The organism is Achromobacter sp. GbtcB20 (assembly GCF_019091095.1).
Taxonomy (GTDB): Bacteria; Pseudomonadota; Gammaproteobacteria; order Burkholderiales; family Burkholderiaceae_B; genus Achromobacter; species Achromobacter mucicolens.
In genome coordinates this window covers 13,539-30,959 of record NZ_JAGXJZ010000007.1, presented here as the reverse complement: position 1 = coordinate 30,959, position 17,421 = coordinate 13,539, and the positions used below count along the sequence as shown (strand labels likewise).

At 66.9% G+C, this 17,421-nt stretch carries 18 protein-coding genes; 15 read left to right on the top strand and 3 right to left on the bottom strand.

What is annotated here, in order from left to right:
* Positions 1–52 precede the first annotated feature (52 nt).
* Genes KVT32_RS11610 through KVT32_RS11575 form a run of 8 tightly spaced genes read left to right on the top strand, consistent with a single transcriptional unit; the run spans position 53 to position 7,272 of the window.
* A complete protein-coding gene (locus tag KVT32_RS11610; protein ID WP_217618237.1) occupies positions 53–955 on the top strand; it encodes a branched-chain amino acid ABC transporter permease in 903 nt (300 codons plus the stop codon).
* Complete coding sequence (locus tag KVT32_RS11605; RefSeq protein WP_056319852.1) at positions 952–1,953, top strand: branched-chain amino acid ABC transporter permease; 1,002 nt, start codon at positions 952–954, stop codon at positions 1,951–1,953. Before KVT32_RS11610 ends, KVT32_RS11605 begins: the two co-directional genes overlap by 4 nt.
* Entirely contained in the window at positions 1,950–2,714 is a 765-nt protein-coding gene (locus KVT32_RS11600) for an ABC transporter ATP-binding protein (RefSeq protein WP_217618236.1), read from the top strand. Before KVT32_RS11605 ends, KVT32_RS11600 begins: the two co-directional genes overlap by 4 nt.
* Positions 2,707–3,426, top strand: a complete 720-nt coding sequence (locus tag KVT32_RS11595) for an ABC transporter ATP-binding protein (protein WP_062839023.1) — start codon at positions 2,707–2,709, stop codon at positions 3,424–3,426. Before KVT32_RS11600 ends, KVT32_RS11595 begins: the two co-directional genes overlap by 8 nt.
* Before the next feature lie 19 nt (positions 3,427–3,445).
* Complete coding sequence (locus KVT32_RS11590) at positions 3,446–4,198, top strand: SDR family NAD(P)-dependent oxidoreductase (protein WP_063955923.1); 753 nt, start codon at positions 3,446–3,448, stop codon at positions 4,196–4,198.
* A gap of 9 nt (positions 4,199–4,207) precedes the next feature.
* Positions 4,208–4,936, top strand: a complete 729-nt coding sequence (locus tag KVT32_RS11585) for an SDR family NAD(P)-dependent oxidoreductase (RefSeq protein ID WP_056319860.1) — start codon at positions 4,208–4,210, stop codon at positions 4,934–4,936.
* Positions 4,937–4,941: 5 nt separating this feature from the next.
* Complete coding sequence (locus KVT32_RS11580) at positions 4,942–6,648, top strand: FAD-dependent oxidoreductase (RefSeq protein WP_217618235.1); 1,707 nt, start codon at positions 4,942–4,944, stop codon at positions 6,646–6,648.
* Positions 6,649–6,672: 24 nt separating this feature from the next.
* Positions 6,673–7,272, top strand: a complete 600-nt coding sequence (locus KVT32_RS11575) for a glutathione S-transferase (protein ID WP_056319865.1) — start codon at positions 6,673–6,675, stop codon at positions 7,270–7,272.
* Positions 7,273–7,311: 39 nt separating this feature from the next.
* On the opposite strand, the gene KVT32_RS11570 is transcribed toward KVT32_RS11575, so the two are convergent.
* Entirely contained in the window at positions 7,312–8,220 is a 909-nt protein-coding gene (locus tag KVT32_RS11570) for an AraC family transcriptional regulator (RefSeq protein WP_217618292.1), read from the bottom strand.
* A gap of 151 nt (positions 8,221–8,371) precedes the next feature.
* Here KVT32_RS11570 and KVT32_RS11565 point away from each other — a divergent pair, with 151 nt between their 5' ends.
* Positions 8,372–9,205, top strand: a complete 834-nt coding sequence (locus tag KVT32_RS11565) for an oxidoreductase (protein ID WP_217618234.1) — start codon at positions 8,372–8,374, stop codon at positions 9,203–9,205.
* A gap of 87 nt (positions 9,206–9,292) precedes the next feature.
* Complete coding sequence (locus KVT32_RS11560) at positions 9,293–9,874, top strand: hypothetical protein (protein ID WP_217618233.1); 582 nt, start codon at positions 9,293–9,295, stop codon at positions 9,872–9,874.
* 181 nt (positions 9,875–10,055) lie between these two features.
* On the opposite strand, the gene KVT32_RS11555 is transcribed toward KVT32_RS11560, so the two are convergent.
* Positions 10,056–11,390, bottom strand: a complete 1,335-nt coding sequence (locus KVT32_RS11555) for a DUF3100 domain-containing protein (RefSeq protein ID WP_128829098.1) — start codon at positions 11,388–11,390, stop codon at positions 10,056–10,058.
* A 231-nt stretch (positions 11,391–11,621) separates the two neighbouring features.
* On the opposite strand from KVT32_RS11555, the gene KVT32_RS11550 reads away from it, so the two are divergent.
* The 4 genes from KVT32_RS11550 (at position 11,622) to KVT32_RS11535 (ending at position 15,410) form a co-directional block, all read left to right on the top strand.
* Positions 11,622–12,557 (top strand): LysR family transcriptional regulator, encoded by a 936-nt coding sequence (locus KVT32_RS11550; protein WP_217618232.1) that lies wholly within the window; start codon positions 11,622–11,624, stop codon positions 12,555–12,557.
* Between the two features lie 73 nt (positions 12,558–12,630).
* Positions 12,631–12,822, top strand: a complete 192-nt coding sequence (locus KVT32_RS11545) for a DUF2970 domain-containing protein (protein ID WP_217618231.1) — start codon at positions 12,631–12,633, stop codon at positions 12,820–12,822.
* A 307-nt stretch (positions 12,823–13,129) separates the two neighbouring features.
* On the top strand, positions 13,130–14,872 hold the full coding sequence (locus KVT32_RS11540) for a nitrite/sulfite reductase (protein WP_217618230.1): 1,743 nt from the start codon (positions 13,130–13,132) through the stop codon (positions 14,870–14,872).
* Positions 14,865–15,410, top strand: a complete 546-nt coding sequence (locus KVT32_RS11535) for a DUF934 domain-containing protein (RefSeq protein WP_056319884.1) — start codon at positions 14,865–14,867, stop codon at positions 15,408–15,410. Before KVT32_RS11540 ends, KVT32_RS11535 begins: the two co-directional genes overlap by 8 nt.
* Positions 15,411–15,520: 110 nt before the next feature.
* Here the strand turns inward: KVT32_RS11535 and KVT32_RS11530 are convergent, their stop codons facing one another.
* Positions 15,521–16,315: an IclR family transcriptional regulator gene (locus KVT32_RS11530; RefSeq protein ID WP_056319887.1), complete on the bottom strand. Its 795-nt coding sequence runs from the start codon at positions 16,313–16,315 to the stop codon at positions 15,521–15,523.
* 102 nt (positions 16,316–16,417) lie between these two features.
* On the opposite strand from KVT32_RS11530, the gene KVT32_RS11525 reads away from it, so the two are divergent.
* The gene (locus tag KVT32_RS11525; RefSeq protein WP_217618229.1) at positions 16,418–17,407 is read left to right on the top strand and encodes a tripartite tricarboxylate transporter substrate binding protein; all 990 of its coding nucleotides are present in this window, start codon (positions 16,418–16,420) and stop codon (positions 17,405–17,407) included.
* The last annotated feature ends 14 nt before the right edge of the window (positions 17,408–17,421 follow it).

Below are 17,421 nucleotides of genomic sequence, written 5' to 3'. Positions count from 1 at the left end.
GGGGCCACGCCCGCGCGATGGCGCAGCATCGCGCGGGCCGCCGGAGAACATCATGAGCTTTGCCGATACCTGGTTGTTCCTGCAGCAGGGGGTGCTGTCGGGGCTGGTGACGGGCAGCGTATACGCGTTGCTGGCCGTCGCCGTCGTCATCATTTTCAAGACCACCGATGTGCCGAATTTCGCCCAGGGCGAGATCTTCATGGTGGGCGGCTACATTGCGCTGTTCCTCATCCTGGTGATGGGATGGCCTTATATGGCGGTCATTCCGGTCACGCTGGCCGCGGTGGCCCTGCTGTCGGGCCTGTTCCAGCGCGTCGTCATGGAACGGGTCATCGCTTCCAAGGGCGTGGGCGTGCAGATGGTCATCGCCACGCTGGGACTGGCGTACGCCCTGAAGGGGCTGGTGCGCACATCGGGCCTGGGCGATACCCCGCGCTCGCTGCCGCCGCTTGCGTCCACGGACGCCGTCATCATCGGCGACGCCGTGCTGACCCGGCTTGACCTGCTGATCTTCGCCGTCGCGGTCATCGTCATGCTGCTGCTGTTCGGGATGTTCGCCTACACGCGCGTTGGCCGGGCCATGCGCGCGGTGGGAATGAATCCGAAGGCAGCGCGGCTGACGGGCGTGAACCTCACCCGCATCCGCATGATGGTGTGGGCGTTGTCAGGCCTGATATCGGCCGTCGCGGCGCTGCTCATCACGCCCAAGATCCTCATCACCCCGGACATCGGCCACATCGCCATCCTGGCCTATGCCGCCGCCATCGTGGGCGGCATCACCAGCCTGCCCGGCGCGGTGGTCGGGGGCTTTGTGATCGGCGTTGCCGAGAACCTGGTGGGGCTGTTCATTTCGACCAATGCCATCGTGGTGGCGCCCTTCGTGGCCATCATGGTCGTGCTGCTGGTGCGCCCGCAAGGACTGCTGGGCGGCAAACTGCAGGTGAAGAAAGTATGAGCAACAAGATCGATCGCGTCCTGCTGGCGCTCATGGCCGTCGTGCTGGTGGCGCTGCCCTTCATGGCTAGCGGCTATGTCGTCTACGTCGTCAACCTGCTGATGGTGTTCGTCGTGCTGGCGTTGGGCCTGCACCTGGTCATCGGCGAAACCGGGCAGTTTGCGCTGTCGCACGCGGCCTTCTATGGCGTGGGCATCTACACCGCCGGGCTCATCAACAACCTGTGGCATCCGCCCTTCTTTGTCTCCATTCTGGCGGGCGGGCTGCTGGCCGCGGCGCTGGGCTACGTGATCGGCGCGCTCGCGCTGCGCATGCGCGACATCTATCTGGCGCTGTCCACGTTCGCCTTCGGGGAAGCCATGCAATGGGTGTTCCTGAACTGGCAGTCGGTCACCAACGGATCCAACGGATTCCGCATCTCGCCCGCCTCGCTCTTCGGGTACGAACTGGTGTCGGACATGAAGGCCTACCCCTTTGTCGTGCTGATTGCCGCGCTGCTGTTGTGGGCCACCGTGGCGTTGTCGCGCTCGCAACTGGGATCGGCCTTCCGGGCCGTGCGCGAGAGCGATGTCGCGGCGCAGGCGATGGGCGTGAACGTCAATGCCATCAAGCGAACCGCGTTCACCCTGTCGGCCGCCTACGCCGGCATCGCGGGCGGCATGTACACGCTCTTCGCGTCGTTCATCCATCCCGAAAGCCTGGGCTTTCAGACCACCATCCTGATCCTGACCATGGTCGTGGTGGGCGGCATCGGATCGGTACGCGGCGCCATCGCGGGGGCTTTGGCCTTCGGCCTCATCTCCGAACTGCTGCGCCAGGCGCTGTCGTTCCAGGAAATCATCTACGGCGTCATTCTGATGGGCTTCATGATGTTCGCGCCCAAGGGCCTGTTTGCGGGCCGTGCGGCGCGGCGCGCGCCCCCGCCGGCAGCGCCTTTGCCCGCGGCCTCGCGCGCGGCGGCCACCGCCTCCAAATCCCCGCAAAGGAGCGCAGCATGAGCACACATCCTTATCTGGACGTGCAGGGACTGACGGTGAAATTCGGCGGCCTGACGGCGATCAACGGGCTGTCCATGCAGGTGGAACGCGGCCGCATTCACGCGTTGATCGGTCCGAACGGCGCCGGCAAGTCGACGACGTTCAATTGCATATCGCGTTATTACCGCCCCACGAGCGGCAGCATCACCTTCGATGGCGCCGACATCACGGGCAAGAAGCCACACGAAATGGCGGCGCTGGGCGTGGCGCGCACATTCCAGAACCTGGAGCTCTTCGGCGCGCTCAGCGTGCGGGAGAACGCGCTGCTGGGGACGTACGCGCACGGCGCGAACAGCCCGCGCAAGCTGTTGCGCCCGGCGGCGGCCGAGGCCCGCGAGCGGGTGGAGCATCTGCTCGAGCGCGTCGGCCTCGCAGACTTCCTGGACACCCCCGCCTGCAGTCTGGACTTCGGACGCCAGAAGATGCTGGAGCTGGCGCGCGCGCTGGCCATTTCTCCGCGCCTGCTGTTGCTGGACGAACCGGCGGCGGGCCTGCGCAACCGCGAGATCGAGACGCTGGACCGCCTGTTGACCGAATTGTGCGAGCGGGACGGCATCACGGTATTGCTGGTGGAACACGTGATGCAACTGGTGATGTCCATATCGGATCGCATCACCGTCATGTCGTTTGGCGAAAAGATCGCCGAGGGCACGCCCGCCGAGGTGCGCAACAACCCCCGTGTCATCGAGGCCTATCTGGGCAAGGGAGCAGCTGGTGGCTGAGATTCTGCTGGAAGTCGATGCGGTGTCGGCCGCCTACGGCAACATCCGCGCATTGCAGGACGTGTCGCTGAAGGTGCCGCAAGGCGCCATCGTGGCGCTGCTGGGCGCCAATGGCGCGGGCAAGTCGACCACGTTGAACGTGATTTCGCGTCTGGTCTCGCCCACGGCGGGCAGCGTGCGTTTCGCGGGCGAACCCATCCACCGCCTGTCCGCCGATGCGGTCGTGGGACGCGGCATCGTGCAGGTGCCGGAAGGCCGCGAGATCTTCCGCGAGATGAGCGTGCGCGAAAACCTGGAAATGGGCGCCTACCTGCGCCGGGACCGCAACGCTGTCCGGCAGGACATGGACATGGTGTGCGACACCTTTCCACGTCTGCGAGAACGCTTCGAACAAAAGGCCGCCACGCTTTCTGGCGGCGAGCAGCAGATGCTGGCGACCGGCCGCGCCATGATGGCGCGGCCACGCATGATCCTGTTGGACGAACCGTCCATGGGGTTGTCGCCGCTGGTGGTCGAGCAGATCTTCGACATCATCCTGCGGCTGAACCGCGAACAGGGCATCACGATTCTGCTGGTCGAACAGAACGTCAAACTCGCGCTGTCGGTGTCCAGTCACGCCTACATCCTGGAGAACGGCGAGATCGCGCTGGATGGGCAATCCGCCGCGCTCGCCAGCGACGAAGGCGTGCAGCGCGCCTATCTGGGCGCATAGGCGCCGCAAGGAAAAAGCCATGATCTCAATGCAAGACAAGCGCGTCCTGGTGACGGGCGCCGGGCGCGGCCTGGGCGCCGCCATCGCACAGGGCTTTGCCCGGCAAGGCGCCCGCGTGATCGTGACCGACGTGGACGCGGCCCTTGCCGCCGCGTCGGCGCAGGCCATCGTCGCGGCCGGCGGCCATGCCGCGCATGCCGAACTGGACGTGACCCATGAGCAGGCCGTGCGCGCCTTTGCCGCCGACTGCGCGGCGCGTCACGGTCCGCTGGATATCCTCGTCAACAACGCCGGCATTTCGGCGCGCGCGCCGTTCGACGATCCGCGCACCCCCGAGATCTGGGACCGCGTGATGCGGGTGAACCTGCAAGGCACGTTCAACGTCACGCATGCCTTCGTGGAACAGCTCAAGGCCTCGCGCGGCGCCATCGTCAACCTGTGTTCCATCGTGGCTTACGGCTGCGGCATTTCGACCGCGGGCTACGTGGTGTCCAAGGGCGGCGTGCGCTCGTTCACGGAAGTGCTGGCCCGCGACCTGGCGCCCCACGGCGTGCGGGTCAACGCGGTGGCGCCGGGCCTGATGGAAACCGAGATGACCGCCGGCCAGCGCGCCCAGGCCAGCGGCACCGACTGGTACATGGGGCGCGCCCCCATGGCGCGCGCGGGGCGCGCTGACGAGATCGTCGGCCCCATTCTGTTTCTGGCCTCGGACCTGGCCAGCTATGTCAATGGCGTGGTACTGCCGGTGGACGGCGGCTATCTGGCTGTCTAAGGAGAAATCATGAGTCTGGGAACGGCGTTGGTCACGGGCGGCGCAAGCGGCATGGGCCTGGCGATCGTGGAGCGGCTGGCGCGGGATGGATTTCGCGTCGTGATGGCCGATCGCAACGGGGCGCTGGCGGAGAAGGAATCACGGGCGCTGGCCGACCGGGGACTGGATGTCAGCCACCGCGTCGTGGACCTGGCCGACGAAGCCGCCACGCGCGCGCTGGCGAGCGCATTGCCGCCGCTGGCCGCGCTGGTGAACAACGCTGGCCTCTTTGACGAGCGCACGTTCTTCGACGTGACGAGCGATGACTACCGGCGCGCCTTCGACGTGAACCTGCTGGCGGTCGCCACCCTGACCCAGGAAGCGGCGCGGACCATGCAGCCGGGCGCAAAGATCGTGAACATCGCGTCGCGCGCGTATCTGGGCGCGAAGAACCATCCGCATTACGTGGCCTCGAAGGCGGCGCTGGTTGGCTACACCCGCGCCAGCGCGATGGAACTGGCCGGACGCGGCATCCTGGTCAACGCCATTGCGCCCGGCCTCATCGATACGCCATTGCTGCGCAACCTGACGCCCGAGCGCATGGCCGCGCAACTGGCCTTGCAGCCGACCGGGCGCGCGGGGCGGCCTGAAGACATCGCCAATGCGGTGTCCTTCCTGGCCGCGCCGCACATGGACTTCATCACGGGGCAGGTCATCTTCGTGGACGGCGGCAAGTCGCTGGGCGGCTCGGGAGCGTAGGCGGCATGGACCAGATTGCATGGGACAAGGAAGTGGATGCGCTCGTCGTGGGTTCCGGCGCGGGCGGCATGGCCGCGGCGCTGACCGCGCACGAGGAAGGGCTGGACGTACTGCTGGTCGAAAAGACCGACCGCATCGGCGGATCGACGGCGATCTCCGGCGGCGCGGTGTGGATCCCCCTGAACGCGCAGACTGAAGCGGCGGGCCATGCGGACAGCATGGACAGCGTCTGGACCTATCTGGACCAGACGGTGGGCGCGGCGGCCCCCGAACACATGAAGCGGGCCTATCTGGAGGCAGGCCCGCGCATGATGGATTACCTGGTGTCGCGCGGCCTCTTGCAGCTTGCCGCGCGCACCGCCTCGCCGGATTACTACCCTGACCGGCCCGGCGCCGCAATGGGCGGCCGCTCGCTCGACCCGGTCGAATTCGACGGCCGCAAGCTGGGCAGCCGCATGCGGCTCCTGCGCGACCCGCTCAAGGAATTCACCGTGCTCGGCGGCATGATGGTCAACATCACCGACGTGCGGCACCTGCTTGGCGCCACGCGTTCGTTCGCGGCCTGGCGCCACAGCATGAAGCTGGTGTTGCGTTACGCCTCGGACCGCGCGCGCGGGTATCACCGCGGCACGCGGCTGCTGCTGGGCAATGCGCTGGCGGCCCAGTTGTTTCACGGGCTCTTGACCCGCAACATCGACTTCTGGCTGCAAACGCCCGCGCTGTCGCTACACCGCGACGCCGCGGGGCGCGTGCTGGGCGCCGCCCTGTCGCGGGACGGCAAGACGGTCAACGTGCGCGCACGCCGTGGCGTCGTGATGGCAACGGGCGGATTCCCGTGGGATCCGGAACGGCGCGCGCGAACCTACCCGCAGCCGACCGGCGGCTGGTCGATGTCCCCGCGCGGCAATACCGGTGATGGCATCCGGCTGTCGGAACAGGCCGGCGCGGCGTTCGGCAGCGGCCATGCCAGTCCGGCGTTCTGGGCGCCGGTCTCCGTGCTGGATACCGGCACCGGCACGCCGCTCAATTACCCGCATCTGGTCTGGGACCGCGCCAAGCCCGGCCTGATCGCCGTGAATGGCGCGGGCAACCGGTTCGTCAACGAATCGACCTCGTACCACGAGTTCGTGCAGGCCATGTACCGCAGCAACGAGTCCGTGCCAAGCATCCCGGCGTTCCTGGTCTGCGACCAGCGGTTCATCGACACGTGGGGCCTTGGGCTGGCCCTGCCTGGCGGCCGGCCCCGCCAACACCTGATCGACCAGGGCTACCTTTTGCAGGCGTCCACGCTGGCGGCGCTGGCCGGCCGGCTCGGCGTACCCGCCGACGCGCTGCAGGCCACCGTCCAACGCTATAACCGTCACGCCGAGCAAGGAACCGATCCCGATTTTGGCAAGGGCAGCACGGCCTACAACCGCTATCTGGGCGATCCGCAGCACCAGCCGAATCCATGCCTCGCGCCGCTTGGCGATGGGCCTTATTACGCCGTCAAGGTGTACCCGGGCGACATCGGCACCGCCTGCGGCATTGCCGCCAACGCCCATGCGCAGGCGCTGGATGCCGCCGGCGCGCCGATCCCCGGCCTTTACGTGGCGGGCAACGACATGCAGTCCGTGATGGGCGGCGCGTACCCCGCGCCGGGCATCACGCTCGGCCCCGCCTTGACCTTTGGCTGGGTGGCTGGACAGCACCTGGCCCATGCGCAACACTGACGCCTCTCACCGACAGGGAACCCCATGAAAATCTTCTTCTCGCCCGCTTCGCCCTTCGTACGCAAGTGCATGGTCATCGCCCACGAACTCGGGCTGGCCGACCGGATTGAAAAGCTGCCCAGCGCCGCCGGTCCCGTCGCCCGCGACCAGACCATCATCCCGAGCAATCCGCTGGGCCAGGTGCCCACCTTCATCACCGATGAAGGCCAGGCGCTGTTCGACAGCCGCGTTGTCTGCGAGTACCTGAACGATCTGGGCGGCGGATCGTTCTTTCCTGCCGGCAAGGCCCGCTGGCCCGTGCTGACCGAACAGGCAATGGCCGACGGCATGCTGGGCGCGGCGCTGCTGGCGCGCTACGAGACCGTGCTGCGTCCCGAGGCCTTGCGCTGGGATGGCTGGGTCGAGGGCCAGTTGGGCAAGGTGCGCGATGGCCTTGCGCTCATCGAGAAGAACGCCGCGGGCCTCGCGGGCCGCCTGGACATCGGCACCGTCACCATCGGCTGCGCGCTGGGTTACCTGGACTTCCGCTTCCCTGACCTGGACTGGCGCGCCTCGCACCCGGCCACGGCTGCCTGGTACGAGGATTTCAGCCAGCGCCCCTCGATGCAGGCCACCAAGCCCTGATCTGGCCGCCGGCGGTTTGCGCCGGTAAGTGCGACGGCATCAATGCGACGACACGAACGCGGCTTGCGCGAAGGCTGGCATGGCGAAGCCTTCACGCATGCGCCGCGCCTCTGCCGCTGGCGTCAGGCCAAATAGGCGCTTGAACTCGCGGCTGAACTGGGACGGGCTCGTGTAGCCCACCGCCTGGCTCGCCGTCTCGGCCGTCAGGTCCTGCCGCACCATCAAGAGGCGCGCCTGGTGCAGGCGGGTCGATTTCACGTACTGCATCGGGGAAACCTGCGTCACCGCCTTGAAATGGCTGTGAAAGCTCGGCACGCTCATGCCCGCCTCATTCGCCAGCCTGGTGACATCCAGCGGCTGGGCATACTCCGCATGGATGACACGCAGGGATTTGCCAATACGGCCAAACTGCCCACGCAGCGATAGCGCTTCCCGCATCGAACTGCCCTGCGGGCCGGTCAGCACGCGGAAATAGAGTTCGCGCAGCAGGCCCGCTCCCAGCACTGCGGCTTCCAACGGCTTTGCCATCGCCTCGATGAAGCGCAGCACCGATGCACGCATCGCTTCATCCATCGGGGTCGACATCATGCTTTGCGGCGCCTGCGCAGGCGCCGCGTGCCCGGCGCCGTCGATCTGCGACGCCAACTCCGCCGCCAACACAAAATCCAGGTGCAGGTACAGCGCCAGCAGCGGCCGCTCGGACGTGGCTTCAGTCTCCATGCTGAAAGGAACTGGGACGGAGACGGCCAGGTAGTGCTGCTCGTCATACAGGTAAAGCCGATCGCCGAAATATCCGCGCTTACGGCCCTGGCACACGATCACGATCCCGGGGTCATACAGCACGGGCGTGCGCGCCAGCGCGCGGTTGGCGCGCAGCACGCGCACGCTGGGCAACGCCGTCAGGTTGTAGCCCTCATGGGGCGCCAAGCCGCGCAGCAGCTCGGCCATGCGGCTCTCGGCAAGAGCGCGGCCTGCCGCGCCGTCTACGCCCGGGGAAATTCCATTCATAGTTTTATGCAATATAAGTAGCGGAGTACGGCTTATCCGCGCGTTTTTGCGAGACTACCATGCATTCTCCACTGACTTTGGAGCGGACTCCATGACCTCCCCCAAAACCCTGCTCATCACCGGCGTCAGCAGCGGCTTCGGCCGCGCATTGGCCGAGGAGGCCCTGGCCGCCGGCCATCGCGTGGTTGGAACCGTGCGCAGCGACCCCGCGCGGATCGCCTTCGAGGCCTTGTCCCCAGGCGCGGCCATCGGGCGCGTCCTGGACGTCACCGACTTCGACGCCATCGACGGCGTCGTGGCCGATATCGAAACCAGCGTCGGGGCCATCGATGTGCTGGTCAACAACGCGGGCTACGGTCACGAAGGCGTGATGGAAGAGTCGCCGCTGTCGGAAATGCGCCGCCAGTTCGACGTGAACGTCTTTGGCGCGGTCGCGATGATGAAAGCGGTCCTGCCGTTCATGCGCCAGCGCCGGCGCGGCCACATCCTGAACATCACGTCCATGGGCGGCCACATCACCATGCCGGGTATCGCGTACTACTGCGGCAGCAAGTTCGCGCTGGAGGGGATTTCCGAAGCCCTGGGCAAGGAAGTGCAGCCGCTGGGTATCGCCGTGACCGCCGTGGCGCCGGGATCGTTCCGCACTGACTGGGCGGGCCGATCCATGACACGTACCCCACGCGCGATTGCAGACTACGACGCCATCTTCGATCCCATCCGCAAGGCGCGCGAAGAGAAAAGCGGCCGACAGCTGGGGGACCCGCGCAAGGCGGCGCGCGCCATGCTGGCGGCCATCGCCGCCGATCATCCGCCCGCGCACCTGCTGCTGGGCAGCGATGCGCTCGGGTTGGTCCGGGGCAAGCTGGCCGCCTTGCAGGAGGAATTGGCGGCGTGGGAGACGGTTACGAAATCCACAGATGGATAAACCCCTGCGCAGAAGGCTTTGCTACAGTGAACGTGCATCTCCCCTGACAGACCAACCCAAAGGTCAATCACGACAAGGAGCGCCCGCATGGCCATTTCTGCGATCTCCGCCATCCCCCACGTCGCCGCGCCTTTTCCGGCGCGCGTATCGATGCTGGATGAGAACCGCCCCGCCGGGGAAGCCGAACGCGCCGCGCAGAACTTCGCGGCCCGCCAGGCGCAGCGCACCGCCCAGGCCCAGGCCGCCCGCGAAGCCCAGCGCCTGGAACGCGCCCAGGCCGACAAATTGGCCAGGGCCGAGCAAAACGCCCCGCGCGTCAGAGAAAACGCTGACCCCGCGGCCGCGCCCCTTGCTCTTGCCGCCCCCGCCCTCAACATCGATGAATTGCGCGACCTGTACGCGGACGCCCGCATGCGGCGCGCGGTCGAAGACTTTGCCGCGCGGCCCGACCCGGTGGCCCAACGCGCCCAGGCCGCGAACGACTGGGGCACCATCGAAGGCCTGGCGCCGCTGCAACCTTATCGTGTCGCCATGGGCAATCCGCAAGTCGAATTGCAGGCCGCGGCTGTCATGAAGGCAGCCAGTGCTGTCGTTCCGGCGGTGGCCAACATCGGCCCCACCGAGAACGTGACCGACAACGCGCGCTACCGGCCCGGCGCCGCGCCCTGATTCCCGCGCTGACCCAGGTGTCAGGCAGCCGAAGGATCCTTGCGCTGACCCAGGTGTCAGACACCCAAATGAGACACCCGTCAATTGGCGACGGCGTCTCGACGGGTGTCTGACACCGCCCCCAAGCCGGTCCATGAAAAAAGCCGCCTGAAAAGGCGGCTTTCTCGTGGCGCGAAGACGATCAGTGGAAGAATTCCGCGATCATCGTGGCGCCCATGAAGGTGCCGGCGTTGGCGGCCAGCGACACCACCACGATCTTCCAGCCCAGCTTGCGGAAGGCGGGCAGGTCTTTCAGGATCGACAGGCCGGCCATGGCCAGGATGACCGTCGTGAACGGCAGGAAGTTGACCTTGCCGACCATTGCGATGATCTGGTCCGAGTACGGCAGCACGCCGGGGCAACCGGCCGTCATGGCGATCAGCGACAGCACGAACACCGCCGGCAGCTTGGGCACGACGCGCAGGATGAGGTCAGTGATGACGACCAGCAGCACGATGATGCCCATGCCGGGCAGCGCGTCCGCGAACGGCACGTTGTAGCCCAGGCGGTTGCCCACCAACGCAAACAGGCCACAGATGACGTAGGCGGTCAGGCGGTCGCCAAAGCCCATCTTCGCGCCGTGCGCGGGCACGTCTTCCGACACGCTGTCGTCGACCACGGCCTCGTTCTTGCCGCGCGAGAAGCGGCCCAGCACGGGCTCCAGCTTGCCGTACAGGAAGATCGTCGTGGGCAGCGAGATGAAGAGGGTGAAGTACACGCCCACCACGGTGGTCAGCAGGTTGGCGGCAGCAGCCAGCGCAGCCACCTGATGCGCCATTTCAGGCGTCTGCTGCGAGGCGATCGCGCCCACGCCGGCGGCCATCATGCTGCCCGAGCCCACGCCTGCACCCATGGCGAGCGAGCGCGGATCGAAGATGTTCAGGCTAGTGATGAAGCCGGCCATCAGCGCCACGAACAGCGCGCCGATCACGGTGCCGGTGATGTATTCGGCCATGACGCCGCGGCCTTCGGGCGAATTCATGCCGTAGCGCTCGCCGATGATCGCCAGGCTGGGCTCACGGCCCACCGAGAACGTAGCGCCGATCGCTTCGCGCTTGATGCCCAGCAGCAGCGCCAGCGGCAGGCCGATGGCCATGGTGCCGAAGAAGTGGCCGAACTCCTGGAACACCAGCGCCCAGCCGGCCTCGCGCACCTGCGGCAAGGCGCCGCCGACCATCAGGCCCAGCTTGGCCAGGAACGGCAGCAACGCATATTGCAGGTAGCCACTGATGCGGGTCTGCATGGCCTTGTCGATGCCGATGCCGGACGGCAGCCGCTGACCGAAAGCCGCCACGACCGCGCCGATGAAAATGGCCCACAGCATGGGTTGCAGGACGATCTTGCCGGGACCGACCGAGAAGGTCACGCTGCCGATCGCTTCGGAGATGACGACCACCAGCAGGATGGCGGCGAGCATGCGCACGCGCCCCGATAGCGGCATGGAAGGCAAGGCCAGGCTGGCGCTGGCATGAGACATTGTTTTTCCCCTGATGACGAACGGCGCGCAACGGGCGCGCCGGTTCGGACTGCGCAATTTTCGCTCTGCCCGTTGGCGGGCAACCATGACACCCGCCGCCGAGAAACGTTGCGTAAAATGCAACGAATTGCCTTTTCCTGGGAAATTTTTGCACGGGACAGCGTTCGTTAAGGGTAAACCCTTAATTGTGCGCGTGGAAAATCCGCCGCATTCCCGCCCGGAGCCGCCGCCATGGATGAACAACTCGACGCCCGCCGCACGCACTACTTCATGCAGGTCATGAGCCGGGGCTCGGTGCGCGGCGCGGCCGAAGCGCTGGAAATGGATCCGTCCGCCGTCAGCCGTGCCATCGCCGCGCTGGAACGCGACTGCGGCATGGCGCTGTTCGAGCGCCGCGGCCGCGGGCTGGTGCCCACCGATGCCGGCCACATCCTTGCCCGTTACGTGAAGCGCCAGCAGGACATCCAGGAAAGCTTCTTTTCCGAGATCGACAGCCTGCGCAAGGCCGAGCGCGGCCACATCGATCTGGTGCTGGGCGAGGGCTTTGTCGAACTCATGTTCGACCGCGTCCTGCCGGGTTACTGGCGTAGCCACCCGGAAGTCACGCTAGACATCGACGTGGCCCGCACCTCCGAGATCGTGCAGCGCATCGTCGATGACCGCGCCTACATCGGGCCGGTGTTCCAGCCGCCCAACGACGCGCGGCTGCGCACGCATTACTCGCGGCCCGAACCGATACGCGCCATCGTGCGCCAGGATCATCCGCTGACGCGGCTGCGCCGCCCCCTGCTCTTGACCGACCTGGCCGACTACCCCGGCGCGTCCATGCAGGAAGGCTTTGGCGTGCGCCAGCACATCCAGGCCGCCGAGATCAGCGAGCAGGTGCGGCTGCACAACGTGCTGACCACCTCGTCCTTCAAGGCGCTGTGGCAATTCGCGGCCGCCGGCATCGGCTACGCGCTCACGCCTCCCATCGCCGTCACCGCCGACATGCAGGCACAGCGGCTGGCCAGCCTGCCGCTGGCCAATCCCATCCTGAATCAGGGCAGCCTGCACGTCCTGAGCCGCGCCGGCCGCCACATTTCGCCCGCCGCGCGCGAACTGCTGGACCACATCGTGCGCGGCATCGGCGCGCATGCCGCCGCGCCAACTGATACGGTCGGTTGAACCGGATCTGCCTCTGTCTGCGCCGCAGTCCAACGTCTACAGTGGACGGTCAAGAATCTGCCCGGAGGCGCATATGCTCGGTTTCCTGCGCACGGTCCGCTCCGTGCTGTGGGCCTTTTTCGGCGTGCGGCGCGGCCGCGGCTACGACGCCGACATTGCCCGCAACAAACCCGGCCCCCTCATCGCCACCGGCCTGCTGCTCGCGGCCTGCCTGGTCATCATTCTGGTGTTCGTGGCGCGGTGGGCAGTGAACGCGGCGTTGTAGCTGCGCTGAAAGCTTGTCCTGGGGCAAGCCAGGTTTTCCTTTGCACGCGTAGGCTATCGATTCGCCGCGCACGCCCTCCGCAAAAACAGCCGCCCCGCCGCGCGGCCGCCCGAAGGCGGGGCAGCCCCCTCGGGGGGGCAGCTAGCGCGCGGAGCGCGCGCGGCGTGGGGGCTCTTATTTCTTTATTACCAGAATGACTTAGACGGTCTTTACGGCTGCCTGTTACGGTTATGAATCCCGTTTTTCCGGCGCCGTGCGCCTGCCCCGTTCCGGGGTTCAGACCGAGAAGATTTCAAGGGCAGTAGACATGTACGTGTATGACCCCGTCGATCAACAGCTTGTCGAGCAGCGTGTCGCGCAGTTTGCCGATCAGACGCGCCGCTTTCTCGACGGCCAGCTTACCGAGGACGATTTCCGCGTCCTGCGCCTGCAGAACGGCCTGTATATCCAGCGCCACGCTCCCATGCTGCGCGTTGCGATTCCGTATGGCCTGCTGGCGTCGCGCCAGTTGCGCACCCTGGCTCACATCGCGCGCAAATGGGACCGCGGCTACGGGCATTTCAGCACCCGTCAGAACATCCAGTTCAACTGGCCCAAGCTCGAAGACGTGCCGGACATCCTGGCGGAACTCGCCACGGTGCAGATGCACGCCATCCAGACCAGCGGCAACTGCATCCGCAACACCACTACGGATCACTTTGCCGGCGTCGCGCCGGACGAGCTCGTTGATCCGCTGATCTGGTGCGAGATCATCCGCCAGTGGTCCACGCTGCATCCTGAATTCGCCTTTTTGCCGCGCAAGTTCAAGATCGCGGTCAGCGGCGCCGTGGAAGACCGCGCCGCCGTGGGCGTGCACGACATCGGCCTGCAGGCGGTCGAACGCGACGGCAAGCTGGGTTTCCGCGTGTGGATCGGCGGCGGCCTGGGCCGCACGCCCATCGTCGGCAAGCTGATCAATCCGTTCGTCGAATGGCAGCACCTGCTGACCTATCTGCAAGCCGCGCTGCGCGTGTACAACCTGCATGGCCGCCGCGACAACAAGTACAAGGCGCGCATCAAGATCCTGGTCAAGGACCTGACGCCCGAGGTCTACGCGCAGCAGGTCGATGAAGAATGGCAGCGCATCAAGGGCGGCCCCGACACCATCACGCAGGAATTCGTGGACCGCATCAAGTCGCGCTTCGTCTGGCCGCAGCACGATGCCGCCGCCGCGGCGGACGTCGACAACACCGCCGCGCTGGCCGCGGGCGACAAGCGTTTTGCGCGCTGGCTGCGCACCAACGTGCATGCGCACAAGGTCGCCGGCTACGCGGCGGTCACGGTGTCGCTCAAGCCCACCGGCGTGCCGCCGGGCGACATCACCGCGGACCAGATGGACGCCGTGGCCGACCTGGCCGACGACTTCGGTTATGGCGAACTGCGCGTGTCGCACGAACAGAACCTGATCCTGGCCGACGTGCGCCGTTCGCGCCTGCATGAACTGTGGCAAAAGCTGGAGGCCCTGAACCTCGCCACGCCCAACGTCGGCCTGCTGACCAACATCATCGCCTGTCCGGGCGGAGACTTCTGCGCGCTGGCCAATGCCGTCTCCATTCCCGTGGCCGAAGCCATCCAGCGCCAGTTCGACGACCTGGACTACCTGTTCGAAATCGGCGAACTGGACCTGAACATCTCGGGCTGCATCAACTCTTGCGGCCACCATCACGTCGGGCACATCGGCATCCTCGGCGTCGATAAGGCCGGCGAGGAGTGGTACCAGGTCACGGTGGGCGGCCGCCAGAACGGCGCCGCCAAGCCGCTGCCCGACCTTGAATCCACGCACGGCGGCGGCGCGGCCATTGGCCGCATCATCGGCCCGTCGTTCGCGCGCCATCAGGTGCCCGGCGTGGTCGACCGCCTGATCCGCACCTACCTGGGCCTGCGCGACAGCGAGGCCGAGCGCTTCATCGACGTGGTCGACCGCGTCGGCATCGACCCCTTCAAGCAGGACGTGTACGCGGACCCTGCCTTCGCCAAACCCATGCAGCACGCGGAGCCCGCCCATGTCTGAGATCTACGCCCATGACGCGCCCGGCCCGCACCTGATCCGCAACGGCAAGCTGGAGGCCGACACGTCGCGCCCCTTCGTGCCCGAACCCGAAGTGCCGGCCGAAGGCCAGGTGCCCGCCGACGAGCCCGGCTGGATCGTCCCGCTGTCCGTCTGGAAAACATCGCGCGCCACGCTGCGCCGCCACAAGCACCCCGTGGCGGTATTGCTGGGCCCCGATGCCGACCTGACCGATCTGGCGGACGCAGACGGCGTGCTGCATCCCGAAGGCATTGCCTTCATCGCCGTGGACTTTCCGGTCTACACCGATGGCCGCGGCTACTCGCTGGCCCAATTGCTGCGCACGCGCTACCAGTGGCAGGGCGAGCTGCGCGCGGTCGGCGACGTGATGATCGACACCATCCACTACCAGGCGCGCGTGGGCTTTGACAGCTTTCTCGTCAAGCCTGGACACGATCCGCACAAGGCGCTGGCCGCCTTCAAGACGTTCACGGTGCACTACCAGAAAACGTACCGCGTCCCCACGCCCGCGGCCGCATAAACGGGTCGCAAAAACGGGTCGCATAAACGGGCCGCAAAAACGGGTCGCAAAAACGGGTCGCAAAAACGGGCCGCCTGAACGAGGCCGCCAGAACGAGGCCCCCTGCGGCCTCAGTCCCCTTCGCCGGGCGCCGCCCCCAGCTGCATGCCGAACCCGCTCTGCGCCAGTTGCGCACGGATCAGATCGGCAATGCTGCGCTGGCGCGGCGCCTGCATCCGGCTGATCAGGCTGGATACGCTGACCGCCAGCCGCGGATACCCGCCGGCATCGCACAGCGCCACCCCCACGCCCAACACCCCCGGCACCGCCGCGTTGCCCACCACGGCCCAGCCGCGCCCGCGCGTGTTCTCGACCAGCCGCCGCATCTGCGCCACCGTCATGCCGCCATAAGCGCGTAGCGCCTGCTCGTTCTGCGCCACGACCTCGTCGGCTTCGGCAGCGGGCAATGCGCCCAGCAGCGCCAGACCCGCCGCGCCCACGCCCAGCGGCTGGCGATGCCCGACCGTCACGGCCAGCACCTGCACCGGATAGTTGCCGACCTCGCGGTGCAGGCAGAGCGAATCGTTCGCCGCCCGGCAGATGAGAAACGCCGAATCGCCGCTGACATCACTGATCTGGCGCAGCAACGGCCGCAGGCTGCGCACGGCCTGCGCGTGCGGATCGCCGGCCATCATCACGCCCAGTTCGGCGACGCGCCAGCGCGGCGCGCCCGATTCGCGCAGGGCATAGCCCTCTTCGACCAGCACATCCAGGTAGCGGTACACCGTGGACCGCTGCATGCCGGCGGCCCGCGCGATGTCCACCACGTGCATGCCGGCCGCGCCGGCCTGGCGCAACACGCCCAGCACCTTCAGCCCGCGCCGCAGGATGCGCGGACCGGAACCCTCGGAATCCGGTTTGTTCAATTTCTGGACACCTTGCGTTGATAGGGCCTCCATCAAAGCCGAATATGAAGGCGGACAGACGGAGAGCTGTCCAATTATTAGACAAACAGGACGGAGACAACAATGAAGACATTCGGCAAGCGCTGGACCGCTGCGGCGGTGGCCTTGAGCGGCGCCCTCGTGGCCGCCGCCCCCGCTTGGGCGGCCAAACCCTATCCCGAACGCCCCATCACCCTCGTCGTCGGCTACGCCGCCGGCGGCGCCACCGACATCGTGGCGCGCCTGATGGCCAAATCGCTGTCCGAAGAGCTGGGACAGACGGTCGTGGTCGAGAACAAGACCGGCGCCAACAGCAACATCGGCGCAGAAATCGTCTCGCGCGCCGCGCCCGACGGCTACACGCTGTACGTCGGGTCCATCGCCAACACCATCAACCGCACGCTGTACAGCCAGCTGAACTACGACTTCGTCAAAGGCTTCGAGCCGGTCGGCCTGCTGGCGACCATTCCGAACATCCTGGTGGTCAATCCCAAGCTGCCGATCAAGTCCGTGCAGGAATACATCGCGTATGCCAAGAAGAACCCCGGCAAGCTGACCTGCGCCTCGTCCGGCAGCGGATCGTCCATTCACCTGTCGTGCGAACTCTTCAAGATGAAGACCGGCACCGACATCCTGCACGTGCCCTATCGCGGCAGCGGCCCCGCGGTGGCGGACCTGCTGGGCGGCCAGGTGGATTCCATGTTCGACAACCTGCCCTCGTCCCTGCCCCACGTGCAGGCGGGCAAGCTGCGCGCCATTGGTGTGACCTCGCCCGAGCGCCTGCCCGCCACGCCCGATGTGCCCACGCTGGCCGAATCCGGCCTGCCGGGCTTCGACGTGGAATCGTGGTTTGGCCTGGTGGCGCCGGCCGGCACGCCCAAGCCCGTCATCGACCGCCTGAATCAGGCAGTGAACAAGGCGCTGGCCAGCCCCGCCCTGCAGGCGTCGTACAAGCAGGGCGGATTCTTCCCGCCGCAGCCGCCCAACACGCCGGAGACCTTTGCCAAGAAGATCGCCAGCGAAATCGACAAATGGGGTGCGGTCGTGAAAAGCGCCAACCTCAAGGCCAACTAGCGATCCAAGGAGCC